The 13,291-nt window shown below is 66.8% G+C and carries 11 protein-coding genes; 7 read left to right on the top strand and 4 right to left on the bottom strand.

Translation table 11 applies throughout. From position 1 onward, the window contains the following. On the bottom strand, positions 1-519 hold a 519-nt coding region (locus D619_RS16440), incomplete at its 3' end, for a YbgF trimerization domain-containing protein (RefSeq protein ID WP_020480475.1). A gap of 17 nt (positions 520-536) precedes the next feature. Then, entirely contained in the window at positions 537-1,481 is a 945-nt protein-coding gene (locus tag D619_RS17365) for a helix-turn-helix domain-containing protein (protein WP_193743304.1), read from the bottom strand. Between the two features lie 203 nt (positions 1,482-1,684). On the opposite strand from D619_RS17365, the gene typA reads away from it, so the two are divergent. The 4 genes from typA (at position 1,685) to D619_RS0111475 (ending at position 6,413) form a co-directional block, all read left to right on the top strand. Beyond that, entirely contained in the window at positions 1,685-3,520 is a 1,836-nt protein-coding gene (gene typA, locus D619_RS0111490; RefSeq protein WP_026090986.1) for a translational GTPase TypA, read from the top strand. A 197-nt stretch (positions 3,521-3,717) separates the two neighbouring features. Next, positions 3,718-4,314 carry a GTP cyclohydrolase I FolE gene (gene folE, locus D619_RS0111485; protein WP_152417429.1) on the top strand — a complete coding sequence of 199 codons (597 nt, stop codon included), beginning with the start codon at positions 3,718-3,720 and terminating at the stop codon, positions 4,312-4,314. 61 nt (positions 4,315-4,375) lie between these two features. Beyond that, entirely contained in the window at positions 4,376-4,960 is a 585-nt protein-coding gene (locus D619_RS16430) for a hypothetical protein (RefSeq protein WP_017668740.1), read from the top strand. Between the two features lie 61 nt (positions 4,961-5,021). Continuing rightward, the gene (locus tag D619_RS0111475; RefSeq protein WP_017668739.1) at positions 5,022-6,413 is read left to right on the top strand and encodes an MATE family efflux transporter; all 1,392 of its coding nucleotides are present in this window, start codon (positions 5,022-5,024) and stop codon (positions 6,411-6,413) included. Here D619_RS0111475 and D619_RS0111470 read toward each other — a convergent pair. Then, positions 6,373-7,695 (bottom strand): NAD(P)-binding domain-containing protein, encoded by a 1,323-nt coding sequence (locus D619_RS0111470; RefSeq protein ID WP_017668738.1) that lies wholly within the window; start codon positions 7,693-7,695, stop codon positions 6,373-6,375. The two genes, D619_RS0111475 and D619_RS0111470, sit on opposite strands and share 41 nt — an antisense overlap. Before the next feature lie 123 nt (positions 7,696-7,818). Here D619_RS0111470 and D619_RS0111465 point away from each other — a divergent pair, with 123 nt between their 5' ends. The 3 genes from D619_RS0111465 to D619_RS0111455 are packed head-to-tail and all read left to right on the top strand — an operon-like array spanning position 7,819 to position 12,230. After that, on the top strand, positions 7,819-9,414 hold the full coding sequence (locus D619_RS0111465; protein ID WP_017668737.1) for a sodium:solute symporter: 1,596 nt from the start codon (positions 7,819-7,821) through the stop codon (positions 9,412-9,414). Positions 9,415-9,441: 27 nt separating this feature from the next. Beyond that, positions 9,442-10,719, top strand: a complete 1,278-nt coding sequence (locus D619_RS0111460; RefSeq protein WP_017668736.1) for a cation:proton antiporter — start codon at positions 9,442-9,444, stop codon at positions 10,717-10,719. Continuing rightward, on the top strand, positions 10,716-12,230 hold the full coding sequence (locus tag D619_RS0111455) for a tryptophan halogenase family protein (protein WP_017668735.1): 1,515 nt from the start codon (positions 10,716-10,718) through the stop codon (positions 12,228-12,230). Before D619_RS0111460 ends, D619_RS0111455 begins: the two co-directional genes overlap by 4 nt. Here the strand turns inward: D619_RS0111455 and D619_RS0111450 are convergent. Further along, positions 12,227-13,240: a LacI family DNA-binding transcriptional regulator gene (locus D619_RS0111450; protein ID WP_033373459.1), complete on the bottom strand. Its 1,014-nt coding sequence runs from the start codon at positions 13,238-13,240 to the stop codon at positions 12,227-12,229. The two genes, D619_RS0111455 and D619_RS0111450, sit on opposite strands and share 4 nt — an antisense overlap. Positions 13,241-13,291: the final 51 nt, after the last annotated feature.

Genomic DNA, 13,291 nt, shown 5'->3' with positions numbered 1-13,291 from the left:
AGGCTTGGCCGGCGCGGGGGCCGCCACCGTTGCCGGCGGCTTGCCCGGCACCGCAGCCGTGCCGGGCGGCACCACCGCCGGCGCGGCGCCATCGGCCGGCGGAGCGGCGCCACCGGGATTTTCCAGCGCGTTCAGGCGAAATTCCGTGTCACCCTTCAGCCGGCGCTGGCCGTCTTCCAGCTGGCGCAATTTATATTCCATGGCCTCGATCTGGCCGGTCATGGTTTTCAGCTGGCCTTCCAGCGCGTCGACCCGCGCGGTGAGATCGACGATCGGCGTGGTGGCGGGCGGCGTTTCCGGAGCCGGGGCAGGCGCGGCGGCCTGGGCCGGAATCTCGGGCTCGAAAAAGCGTCCGTTTCCGCCAGGGAACACCTTCCTCTGCACGGCCCGCATCTCGGATTCGAGCGTGCCGACCCGGCGATCGAGCTTGCCGACATCCACCGCCTGGGCCGCCAGCGGCGCGGGCAGCAGGACAGCGAAGGCAAGCAGGGCGGGGAGGGCGGGCAGCAAACGGGTCACGATCGGGCTCCGGGAACTCAGCGCGTGGCAGGTGATGGCGCGGCCCGACTTGCCCCAGCCTGACTTTCCGGAGCCTGAACGGGGGTGGCGGCGCCAAAACGCTCGGCCAGGGCCGGCGCGGTCAGCACGACCCCGTCGATCGTCTCCACCGGGCCGCCGAGCGACGGCAGCTTCACGCCCGCCACCGTCACGTCGATCACCCCGGCGCGGCCGGCACGCAGCACCAGCGGGCCCTGGTCTCCCGGCACATTATAAATGCTGCCGGCCACCATCAGGCCCTGAAAGGCGCGGCGGCCGGTGGTGCGGCTGTAGATTTTCACCCACACATCCTCGCGCGCGGTCAGCACCACGGCGCCGACTGTCGGGATGGCGGCAGGCGCTGCAGCGGCCGGCGCGGCGGTCGGTGGGGCCGCAGCCACGTCGGCAGGCGCCTTGTCGGCCTGCGAGGCGGCGTTCGGGGGGGCGGCGTCCGGGGAGGCGGCAACCGGGGGCGCGCTGGGCGCCGGATCCAGCACGCCGCTGCCATAAAGGCCGAGCCCGCCAACCACCAGCACCAGCACGGCGGCGCCGGCGAAGGCCAGCCCGCGCGACGGCAGCCGCGCCTCGTCCATGGGCTCAAGGCTGGGCGGCGTCGGCACATGCGGCGTCAGCCGGGTTTCGGCGCGGAACTGCGCGCCCACGGCTTCCGGGTTCAGGCCAACACTGCGCGCAAAGGTCTTCACAAAGCCCATGGCATAGGGCAGCGCCGGCAGCGCTTCATGATCATCGGCTTCGATGGCCATCAGGTGCCGCAGCGGCACCCGCGTTTCGCGCGCCAGATCGGCCAGATCCCGCCCGGCCGCGGCGCGGGCTTCGGCCAGCAAGGCACCCACGGTCAGGCCGCGGCCAATGCCGTCTGCGAATGCAGCTTTTCCCTGTTCGTCCTCGACCATCCGGGCGACCTCCCGCTTTGGCTGCGACATGCCCATTGTCATTCCCTGAAGTCAATCATTTGCGGGCCGGCCTTGCACGAAATGCGGCACTGCAGCAGCAGGGGCCACGAGCACGGGCAGACCCTGTGCTTGCCCTTGGGCCGGGCTTGGCCTATGGGCGCAGCCGATATTGCCGGCGCAAGCATGGCGATCTTGCCCGCATTACCCCCGCCCCATTGATCCGGAAGCCCCGCATGTCCACCCGCAACATCGCGATCATCGCGCACGTCGACCATGGCAAGACCACCCTGGTCGATCAGCTTTTCCGCCAGTCGGGCACCTTCCGCGACAACCAGCGCGTGGCCGAACGCGCCATGGATTCCAACGACCTGGAAAAGGAACGCGGGATCACCATCCTGGCCAAGTGCACCAGCATCGAGTGGGCGGATGCCGATGGCAACCCTTATCACATCAACATCGTCGACACCCCCGGCCACGCCGATTTCGGCGGCGAGGTTGAGCGCATCCTTTCCATGGTCGATGGCGTGATTCTGCTGGTTGATGCCGCGGAAGGCCCGATGCCGCAGACCAAATTCGTGTGCGGCAAGGCGCTGGCGCTGGGCCTGCGACCGATTGTCGTCGTCAACAAGATCGACCGTCCGGATGCGCGCGCCTCCGAAGTGCTGGATGAAGTGTTCGATCTGTTCGTGACGCTGGAAGCCAATGACGACCAGCTCGATTTCCCGGTGCTTTATGCCTCCGGCCGTGGCGGTTATGCCGGGCCGACCGACGATGTGCGTTCCGGCGACCTGAAGCCGTTGTTCCAGAAGATTGCCGATCATGTGCCGCCGCCCAGCGGCGATCCGGAAGCCCCGTTCCGCATGCTGGTTTCGCTGCTGGACCGTGACAATTTCCTGGGCCGAATCCTGACGGGGCGCATCATGTCGGGTACGCTGAAGGTCAACAGCCCGATCCATGCCCTGAACCCCGGCGGCACGGTGGCCGAAGTCGGCCGTGCATCGAAGATCTTTGCCTTCCGCGGCCTCGAGCGCGTTGCCGTCGATCAAGCCGTGGCCGGAGACATCATCGCGCTGGCCGGCCTGACCAAGGCCACCGTGGCCGATACCATCGCCGAGCAGAGCGTGACCGAGGCCCTGGCCGCCCAGCCGATCGATCCGCCGACCCTGTCGATGACGTTCAGCGTGAATGACAGCCCCTATGCCGGCAAGGACGGCAGCAAGGTGACAAGCCGCATGATCGCCGATCGCCTGGCCCGCGAAGCCGAAGGCAATGTGGCGATCCGCATCACCGAACTGCCGTCGAAAGACGCGTTTGAAGTGGCCGGCCGCGGCGAATTGCAGCTGGGCGTGCTGATCGAAACGATGCGCCGCGAAGGGTTCGAACTGTCGATTTCGCGCCCGCGCGTGATCTTCGGCACCGACGAGGCCGGCAAGCGCACCGAGCCCTATGAAACCGTCGTCATCGACGTGGACGAGGCCTATTCCGGCACGGTTGTCGAGAAGATGGCGATGCGCAAGGCGGAGATGACCGACATGCGCCCGAGCGGCGGCGGCAAGACCCGCCTCACCTTCTCGGCGCCGTCGCGCGGCCTGATCGGCTATCACGGCGAATTCCTGTCCGATACCCGCGGCACCGGCATCATGAACCGGCTGTTCGAAAAATATGGCCCCTACAAGGGCCAGATTTCGGGCCGCGCCAACGGCGTGCTGATCTCCACCGAAAGCGGCGAAGCCGTCACCTATGCGTTGGGCTATCTGCAACCGCGCGGCGTGCTGATGATTGGCCCGGGCGAATCGGTGTACCAGGGCATGGTGATCGGCGAGAACGCCCGCGAGGAAGACCTTGAGGTGAACCCGCTGAAGTCCAAGGCGCTCACCAACTTCCGCGCCAGCGGCAAGGATGATGCGATTCAGCTGTCCCCGCCCAAGAAGCTGACGCTGGAACAGGCCATCGCCTACATCGACGAGGACGAGCTGGTGGAGGTGACGCCCAATCACATCCGCCTGCGCAAGATTCACCTCGATCCGCACGAGCGCAAGCGCGCCAGCCGCGCCAAGCAGGCCAGCTGAACTTTAAGTCACTGGAAATTTCCTGCCGCGACCTGCAGTCGCTGCTGCGACAATGGGACGATTGCCGGCACGGCCCGATGGGCCTAGGCCGCGCATCCTGTTGTTCCCATTGGCCGCAGCGGGCCAGGCGGAGGCCATGACGGCGCCGTTCTCGAGCTGGAGTTTCCCCGATGACGATCTATGACGACGACAGCCCGATGGACGCGCCGGCGCCGGCCGATTTCATCACCATTCCGCAGGCCGAAGCCGAAGACGCGATCCGCACCCTGATCCGCTGGACCGGTGATGATCCGACCCGCGAAGGTCTGCTCGACACGCCCAAGCGCGTCGCCAAGGCGTGGCGTGAATATACCAAGGGCTATGCCGAAGATCCCGGCCTGCACCTGTCGCGCACCTTTGCCGAGGTGGGCGGTTATGACGAGATCGTGATCCTGCGCGACATCCCGTTCCAGTCACACTGCGAACATCACATGGCGCCGATCATCGGCAAGGGCAGCATCGCCTATCTGCCGCGCAACCGGGTGGTGGGCATTTCCAAGCTGGCGCGCGTGCTGCACGGATTTGCCCGCCGCCTGCAGGTGCAGGAACGGCTGACCGCCGAAGTTGCCGATTGCATCCAGCAGCATCTTGATCCCGTTGGCGTTGCCGTGGTGATCGAGGCAACGCACGCCTGCATGTCGGCGCGCGGCGTGATGACGCCCGGTGTCGTGATGACCACCAGCCGCATGATGGGCACATTCCGCAACGATCACAGCAGCCGCACCGAAGTGCTGCGCCTGATGGGCAAGGGTTGACCACGGCCATCGGGGCTTGGCGAGGCTTGCGGGCCAACGCTGGCCGGTCCAACCTGCAGCCATGAACGCTGCGACTGCCCTGCTGGTGCTGCTGATGGCTCAGGCGGCGCCCGAACCACCGCCGCCGCCCAGCAACAGCGGAGCCGAAAAGGTGCTGGGGCCCGACAAGGGCGGGGTGGACGACGCCCTGGGCCGCGCCGCGACCCGGCCGCTGCGCGACCTCAATGTGGTGAAACCCAAGATCGCGCCGGAACTGGCGGCGATCATGGCCGATCCCTATGCCGTGAAATCGCTGCGCAACTGCCGCCAGCTCAATGCCGAGGTCAATCGCATGACCAGGCTGGTGGGCCCGGATGTCGATGATCCGGCACTGGCCGGCAAGAAGGGCCGCAGCCCGGTGGAACAATTGTTCGACAGTGCCGAGGGCATCACCGGCAGCCTGATTCCCGGCCAGGGCGTGATCCGGCAGTTGACCGGCGCCAACAAGGCCGCCCGCCAGGCCAATGCCGCGCGGCTCGCCGGGCAGCTGCGGCGCAGCTACATCAAGGGCGTGATGAAGGCCCGCGGCTGCCGCCTGACGCCGGCGCCCATCATGGCCGCCAAGCCGGACGCGACGCCGCCCAGGCAGCCTGCCCGCAAACGCTGATTGCCCGAATCCCGCGTCCCCTGTATCCGGAGCGGCTTTTTTCCGCCCGAGGACAGGATGCATGACGGCCGCGACGGCCCCGAATGACGAGACGACAGGCCACGGCCTGCCGGTGCTGCTGAAACTGGCAGCGCCGGTGGTGGCGTCGCGGCTGGGCATCATGGCGATGGGACTGGTCGATACGATCGTGGTCGGCCGCTACAGCGCGCGGGAGCTGAGCTATCATGCGCTGGGCTGGGCGGTGACCGGCGTGGTGCTGACCACGGCGCTGGGCCTGCTGTCGGGCGTGCAGGTGATGACCAGCCAGGCCATCGGCGAAGGCCGCGAGGCCGATACCGGGGCGATCCTGCGGCGCGGGCTGGCCTATGCCACGTGGATTTCGCTGGCCTGCGCGCTGTTCCTGTTCGTCGCCGGCGGGCCGATGCTGGTGGCGTTCGACATGGCGCCGGGCCTGGCCGAAGGCGCGACGCTGGTGCTGCAGGTGCAGGCGGTTTCGCTGGTGCCGATCATTGTCGCCGATGCCGGGCTGTTCTGGCTGGAAGCCCATGGCCGCGCCATTCCCGGCATGGTGGCGATGTGGGCGGCCAATATCGTCAATCTGGCGGTGAATCTTTGGCTGGTGCCGGGCAGCAATGTCTTCGGCGTGAGCGGTGCCGCCGCCAGCGCCTGGGCGACCTTTGCCAGCCGGCTGTTCCTGTTGGCGGTGCTGGCCGTGGTCATCCTGCGCTGGCGCCGGGCGCGCGAACTGGGCGTCTATGCCCCGGCGCCGCACGATCCCCGCGCGGCCAAGGCGATGCGCGCGGTCGGCTATGGCGCGGCGGTGAGCTATTTCATCGAAAGCCTGGCCTTTTCGGCGATGGCGATCTTTGCCGGCTGGATCAGCGCCACGGCCGTGGCGATCTGGGCGGTGGTGATCAACGTGGCGGCGCTGGTGTTCATGGTACCACTGGGCCTTTCGGTGGCGACCAGCGTGCTGGTCGGCCGGGCCTATGGCGCGCGCGACGCCCGCGCCATGCTGGCATCGGCGGGCCAGGGCTTTGGCGTGACGACGGCCGCGCTGCTGGTCGTGTCGGTGGGCGTGTGGCTGTTCCCCGATGCGATTGCCACAGCTTACTCGCGCGAAGCTGCCGTCATCACCGGCATCGCCAGCGCCATGGTGTTGTCCAGCCTGTTCTTCGTGGCCGATGGCTTGCAGGTGGTGGCGGCGCAATCGCTGCGCGCCCGGTCCGACATCCGGGCGCCGGCGGTGATCCACGTCTTTTCCTATGTGGTGGTGATGATGCCGCTGGCGTACTGGTTGGGCGTGAAGAGCGGCGGCGGTGTCGATGGCCTGATCTGGGCGATCATCCTGGCCAGCGCGGTTTCGGCGCTGTCCTTGTGGGGCCGCTTCATCCTGCTCGGCCGTGCGCCGCTCACGCCGCCAGACGCGGCGCCCGTTTCGCCCCCCGCCTGATTTCGGCGGCGAGATCGGCCACATAAGGTTCGAAATTCACCTGCATCGTGTGGCGGCGGCTGGCGTAATAATGGCCCTGGTAGCGTTTTTCCTCGGCCACGATGGTGTGCGCCATCTCCTGTGGCGACGGCAGCGCATAGCGGCCAGCCAGATAGGCGGCCAGCAGCTTTGACTGCTGTTCGGCCAAATTGACCAGCGTCGGCAGCGTCTGCGCCAGCCCCATGAACCACAGGCCGTGCAGCGCCGGATCGGCCTGCACCATGCGCTTGTAGAGCGGGATGTGATTGTCGGTTACGCGCGCGTCTTCGGCGCTGAGGAACGGGAATTCGATATTGTAGCCGGTGGCGCAGATGATCGCGTCCAGCACTTCGCGGCTGCCATCGGTGAACACCACGCCGTCACCATCCAGCCGGGCGATGGCCGGCTTCACCGCGATGTCGCCGCTGCCCACCCGGGTCAGGAACTCGCCGCTCACCGTCGGGTGGGCGTCCAGCGGTTCGTGATCGGGCGTGGGCAGGCCATAATCTTCCATGTTGCCCACCAGGCTCTTCACCTTGCGGCGGCCGATCCAGCGCGCCAGCGGCAGCGGCAGCCACGGCGGCGCCGCCTGCTTGTCGGCCGGCACGCCGTTGAAATATTTGGGCAGCACCCACACACCGCGCCGGGTGGAGACGACGCATTTTTCCGTGATGCTGCGCTGGCCCAGTTCCGAGGCGATATCGACGGCGCTGTTGCCAAGGCCCACCACCATCACCCGCTTGCCGATCAGGTTCAGCGGTTCGAACGGCGTGCGATAATCATGCGCGTGGATGATGGCGCCGTTGAACTCGCCCTCCCACACCGGGCGGTTCGGGCTCCAGTGGTGGCCATTGGCCACAACGACGGCGCGATAGATTTGGGTGCCATTCCTGGTGGTCACATCCCAGGTACCGTCCATCCGCCGCGCCACCCTGGTCACCGGCGTTTCGAACTGCACCAGGGGGCGCAGGCCGAAATGATCGACATAATCGTTGAAATATTGCGCGATCAGGCTGTGGTGCGGGAAATCCGGCCAGTCGGCCGGCACCGGATATTCCGCGAACTGCAGCCGCCATTTCGAGGTGTCGATGTGCAGCGACTGGTAGGCGCTGCTCATGCCGTTGGGGTTGTTATAGGCCCAGTTGCCGCCGATCCGGTCCGACGCTTCGAACCAGTCAAAGGCGATGCCTTCGTCGCGCAGGCGCTTGGCGGTGGTGAAGCCGGAACAGCCGGCACCGATCAGGGCTACGGGAAATGGGCTCATGGGCGGCATCCTAGGGGCAAGCCGCCGCCGCGCCACCTCTCGCTTTGCATACGAATACGTGCCGCCGCGCCATTGCCCGCCTCGCCCTGCCATGGCACCCAAGGGAAAAGGGGATGGGCCATAATGGCTGGAGATGTTTTTGCGCGCGGCTTGGCCGGCATCGATTGGGCGGTGATCGGCCTTTATGCGCTGGTGGTGATTGGGCTGGGGCTGTGGGCCGGGCGCCGGCAGGCGAGCGGCACTGATTTCTTCCTCGCCAGCCGGGACAGTTCGTGGCCCGTCATCGGCCTGTCGCTGCTCGCCTCCAACATCTCCTCGGCCACGCTCATCGGCCTGGCTGGCGCCGCCTATGCCAACGGCATCGCAGTCTACAACTACGAGTGGATGGCCAGTGTCATCCTGGTGTTCTTCTGCATCTTCTTCCTGCCGTTCATCCTGCGCGCGCAGGTCTACACGATGCCGGAGTTCCTCGAACGCCGCTTCAGCCGGGGAACGCGCGCCTATTTCTCGGCCCTCACCATCTTCCTGTCGGTGTTCGTGGACAAGGCCGCCACCCTCTATGGCGGGGCGCTCATGCTCTCCCTCATTTTTCCCGGCGTGCCGCTGTGGCAGATGATCATGGCGCTGGCGGTGCTGGCCGGTATCTACACCATCGTCGGTGGGCTGAAGGCGGTGCTCTATACCGAAGTGCTGCAGGCGGTGATCCTGCTCGGCGCGGCGGTCGTGCTGTCGTTCGCCGCGTTCGATGCGGTTGGCGGCTGGAGCAACATCATCGCCGCCGTGCCCGCCACCAAGCTGTCGCTGATCCGCCCGATCGATGATGCCTCGGTGCCGTGGACCGGCCTGATTACCGGCGTGCCCATATTGGGCTTCTATTTCTGGTGCACCAACCAGTTCATGGTGCAGCGCGTCCTGTCTGCCCGCAACATCGATCATGGCCGCTGGGGCAGCCTGTTCGCCGGCCTGCTGAAACTGCCGGTGCTGTGGCTGATGGTGCTCCCCGGCACCTGCGCCATCCTGCTCTATCCGGCGCTGAAGACGCCCGATCTCGTCTATCCTACCTTGATGTTCGATCTGTTGCCCAATGGCCTGCTCGGGCTGGTGGTGGCAGGTTTCCTCGCGGCGATCATGTCGGCCACGGCCTCCACCTTCAATTCGGCGGCCACCTTGTTCACCATGGATTTCGCCCGCCACTGGAATCCGGATCTGGATGGCAAGAAGCTCGTGCTCACCGGCCGGCTGGCGACATTGATATTCCTGGCTGTCGCGGTTGTCGTTGCGCCGCAGATCGAGCGCTTCGGCAGTGTCTGGCAATATCTGCAAGGCGCGCTGAGCTACACCGCGCCGCCGATCGTCGCGGTGTTCCTGATCGGCCTGTTCTGGCCGCGCGCCAATGCGCGGGGGGCAAGCTGGGCCATTTCTGCCGGGCTGATGATCGGGCTGGGCCTGTTCTTCGCCATCAACGTCACCGGCAGCGTGCAGATCCATTTCCTGCATGTGGCGCCCATCCTGCTGGCCGGCTCGGCGCTGGCGATGGTGGTGGGCTCGCTCACCGCGCCGCCGCCGCCGCCGGAAAAGACCGACGGCCTGTTGTGGAATCGCGGTTTCTTCGATGCCGAAACCGCCGCGCTGGCGCACACGCCCCTGTGGGCCAATTATCGCTATCAGGCCATTGCCCTGCTGATCGCCACGGCTGCGATTGTGTGGCGCTTTGCCTGACCGGCACAGCGACGCTATGCCAGCCGCATGACAAGCAGCGTTCACGCCGGGGAAGATCTGTTGTTCAGCGTGCTGGTGCAGCTGATCATCATGATCGGCGCCGCCCGCAGCCTCAATATCGTCGCCCGCCGGCTGGGCCAGCCGGGCGCGGTGGGGGAGATTGTCGCCGGCCTGATGCTGGGGCCCTCGCTGCTCGGCGCGCTGGCACCGGCACTGTCGATCTCGCTGTTCGGCGCCACGCCGGCCCCGGCCATCACCATCATCAGCCAGATCGGGCTGACCCTGCTGATGTTCCAGATCGGCATGGAATTCGAATTCGGCCATTTGCAGACGCCCCAGCACCGCAAGGGCGCGCTGCTGATTGCCGCCGCCTCGGTGCTGGTGCCGCTGGGTGGCGGATTGGTGCTGGGCTGGATCACCGCGCCCAGCCTCGCGCCCGGGATCGATCCGCTGCTCTATGCCCTGTTCTTCGGCAATGCGCTGGCGATCACGGCACTGCCGATCCTGGGCCGCATCCTCGCCCAGTTCGGGCTGACCGACAGGCCGGTGGGCGTGGTGGCGATCGCGGCCGCTGCCGTGAACGACGTGGCGGGCTGGGTGCTGCTGGCGTCCATTTCGGCGCTGGCGGCGGCACGGTTCTCGGGCGAAGGGCTGGCGTTGCAACTGGCCGGCATCGCCATGCTGCTGATCATCGCGCGGGTCGTGCTGGCGCCGCTGGCCGGCCGGCTGGTGGCAGCCTTCCCGCCCGGCGGCGGCCGGCTTGATCCCACGCTGATGGCCGCCATGCTGGCGATGACCTTCGGGCTCGCCATCTGCACCTACAAGCTCGGCATCTTCGCCATCTTCGGCGGCTTCCTCGGCGGGCTGATCATGCACCGCCACCCGACGTTCGTCAGCGCATGGAAGGGCCAGGTCGGCGGCTTCGTGCTGGTGTTCTTCCTGCCGGTGTTCTTCACCTATACCGGCCTGCGCACCAATCTGCTCGGGCTGGGCCTCGCTGATCTGGGCTGGCTGGCGATCATCCTCGCGATGGCCATCCTCGCCAAGATCATCCCCGTCTATGGCGCGGCACGGCTGAGCGGTTACACGCCGGCGGAGAGCGCGGTGCTGGGTAGCCTGATGAACACCCGCGCGCTGATGGAGCTGATCGTGCTCAATATCGGGCGTGATCTTGGTGTCATCCCGCCCAATGTCTTCACCATGCTGGTGGTGATGGCGGTGGTAACGACGATCATGACCGGGCCGCTGCTGAAGAGCCTGTTGCCGCGTACCGGCCACGTGATTCCGGTGGGGGTGGAAGCGTGAGGGACGACAATGTGCGGCGCGTGTGCATCGTTGGCGGCGGTTCTGCCGGCTGGATGACGGCCGCCGCGCTGGCCCGCCAATTGCCGGCCGGGGTGGAGATCGCGCTGGTCGAATCCGAAGAGATCGGAACGGTGGGCGTGGGCGAGGCGACCATCCCGCCGATCAAGCTGTTCAACCAGCTGCTGGGCCTGAACGAGGCCGAATTCGTGAAGGCGACGCAAGGCAGTTTCAAGCTCGGCATCGAATTCGTCGGCTGGGGCCGGGCCGGCCATCGCTATTTCCACCCGTTCGGCACCTATGGCGCCGATTTCGATTCCGTGCCGATGCACCATTGGTGGCTGAAACAGCGCCTGGCGGGCGATCAGACGCCGCTGGATGATTTTTCGATGGCGTGGGTGGCAGCCAAGGCCAATCGCTTTGCCCCGCCGGCGCAGGATCGCCGGCTGGTGCAATCCACCTTCGATTACGCCTATCATTTCGATGCCGGCCTCTATGCGCAGGCATTGCGGCGGCTGGCGGAAGGGCTGGGCGTCACCCGCCACGAAGGCCGCATCACCGGCGTGGCGCGGGATGGCGAGAGCGGCAACATCACCCACATCACGCTGGCCGATGGCCGACAGGTGGAGGCCGAATTCTGGATCGATTGCTCCGGCTTCCGCGGCCTGCTGATTGCCGAAACGCTGGCAACGCCGTTCATCGACTGGACCCACTGGCTGCCCTGTGATCGGGCGCTGGCGGTGCCGTGCGGCCATGCGAACGGGACGGACGGCGAGGGGTTCACGCCCTACACGCGCTCCACCGCGCACGGCGCTGGCTGGCAGTGGCGCATTCCGCTGCAACATCGCATCGGCAATGGCCATGTGTTTTCATCGGCCTTCATGGGTGAGGACGAGGCGGCTGCGCTATTGCTGGCCAACCTCGATGGCCCGGCGCTGGCCGATCCGCGGCTGCTTCGCTTCACCACCGGCCGGCGCGCGCAGGCCTGGTCACACAATGTCGTCGCCATCGGGCTGGCGGCGGGCTTCATGGAGCCGCTGGAATCGACCTCGCTGCACCTGGTGCAATCGGGGATCATGCGGCTGCTGGCGCTGTGGCCAACGCGCGGCATGGACGCGCTGGTGCGCGACGAGTTCAACAAGGTGACGGCCACCGAGTGGGAACGAATCCGCGATTTCCTGATCCTGCACTATCATCTGAACAGCCGCGATGAACCGATGTGGCGGCAGTGCGCGGCGATGCCGATCCCCGACAGCCTTCAGCACAAGATGGAGCATTTCCGCCGTTTCGCGCGGCTGGTGTCCGACGGGCCGGAGCTGTTCCTCAACGCCAGCTGGCTTGCCGTGCACATCGGCCAGTGCAACCTGCCCGATCGTTATGACCCGCTGGTGGACAGCCGCGCCGCACAGGTGGATGCGCCGCGCCTGCTGAGCGGGCTGGCGCGGGTGATGCGCGAGGCGGCGGCAGAAATGCCCAGCCATGCCGCCTTTATCGCGCGGTACTGCGCAGCTTAGCTCGATCCGCGTACCACCAGCCGCACGGGTAGCGCCTGCGGCACCGGCGTTTCGTCGCGCAGCAGGGCCAGCAGGGTGTTCACCAGCGTTTCGCCAGCCTGGCGGGCATCCTGGGCGACAGTGGTGAGCGGCGGGCTGGTCAGGCTGGCCGCCGGCTGATCATCAAAGCCGACCACCGCCACATCAAGCGGCACGCGGCGGCCGGCATCGGCCAATGCCCGCATGGCGCCCAGCGCAATCAGATCGCTGGCGCAGAAGATCGCATCAAAGGCCGCATCGGCCAGGACCAGGCTGCGGGTGGCGACATAGCCATCGTCCTCGCTGCTGTGGCCAGCGCGCATCAGGGCGGGATCAGCGGCCAGCCCGGCTTCGGCCAGCGCCTGCCGCCAGCCTTCGCTGCGGTCGAGAAATTCCGGCGCACCCTCGTTGGCCGTGCCGATGAAGGCGATGCGGCGGCGGCCGCGCTCGATCAGGTGACGTGTGGCCGCGAAACCGCCCCCCAGATTGTCGCTGCCGATGGTGGTGCCCAGCAGACCGGGCCGCAGACTGCCCCAGCGCACGAAATGCGTGCCCTGCTCCACCAGCTTTTCAAGGCGCGGCAGATATTCGAGATAATTGCCATAGCCCAGCAGGATCAGCCCATCGGCCTTGCGCGCATCCTCGTAATCCATGTGCCAGTTGCCGGAAAGCTGCTGGAAACTGATCAGCAGGTCATAACCATTGGCAGCGCAGGCCTTGGTGATCGAACCCAGCATCGACAGGAAGAAGGGATTGATCTGCGTCTCGCCGGGCGCCGGGTCTTCAAAGAACAGCAGGGCCAGCGTGCGGGTGGCCTGGCGGCGCAGGTTCGAAGCGTTCTTGTCGACCTTGTAGTTGAGCGCTTCGGCGGCGGCAAAGACGCGGGCGCGGGTATCGGCAGAGACCGAGGCATTGCCCGACAAGGCTCGCGAAACCGTTGGCTGCGAGACGCCGGCAAGGGCCGCAATGTCAAAAGACGTGACGCGCCGCATTGCGCTTTTGCTGCTCCCCATTCGCACACGGCCGGTTTGTCTGGCGCTGAT

Origin of the sequence: Sandarakinorhabdus sp. AAP62 (genome assembly GCF_000331225.1) — a bacterium.
Lineage (GTDB): Bacteria > Pseudomonadota > Alphaproteobacteria > Sphingomonadales > Sphingomonadaceae > Sandarakinorhabdus.
This window is presented reverse-complemented; position numbering and strand designations above follow the sequence as displayed.

What these genes read in the sequence shown, in the direction of transcription:
- D619_RS0111460 (WP_017668736.1), top strand. Translation starts at nt 9,442, where the DNA reads ATGACAAGCAGCGTTCACGCCGGGGAAGATCTGTTGTTCAGCGTGCTG.
- D619_RS0111470 (WP_017668738.1), bottom strand. Translation starts at nt 7,695, where the DNA reads ATGAGCCCATTTCCCGTAGCCCTGATCGGTGCCGGCTGTTCCGGCTTC.
- D619_RS0111450 (WP_033373459.1), bottom strand. Translation starts at nt 13,240, where the DNA reads ATGCGGCGCGTCACGTCTTTTGACATTGCGGCCCTTGCCGGCGTCTCG.
- typA (WP_026090986.1), top strand. Translation starts at nt 1,685, where the DNA reads ATGTCCACCCGCAACATCGCGATCATCGCGCACGTCGACCATGGCAAG.
- D619_RS0111465 (WP_017668737.1), top strand. Translation starts at nt 7,819, where the DNA reads ATGGCTGGAGATGTTTTTGCGCGCGGCTTGGCCGGCATCGATTGGGCG.
- D619_RS16430 (WP_017668740.1), top strand. Translation starts at nt 4,376, where the DNA reads ATGAACGCTGCGACTGCCCTGCTGGTGCTGCTGATGGCTCAGGCGGCG.
- D619_RS17365 (WP_193743304.1), bottom strand. Translation starts at nt 1,481, where the DNA reads ATGTCGCAGCCAAAGCGGGAGGTCGCCCGGATGGTCGAGGACGAACAG.
- D619_RS0111475 (WP_017668739.1), top strand. Translation starts at nt 5,022, where the DNA reads ATGACGGCCGCGACGGCCCCGAATGACGAGACGACAGGCCACGGCCTG.
- folE (WP_152417429.1), top strand. Translation starts at nt 3,718, where the DNA reads ATGGACGCGCCGGCGCCGGCCGATTTCATCACCATTCCGCAGGCCGAA.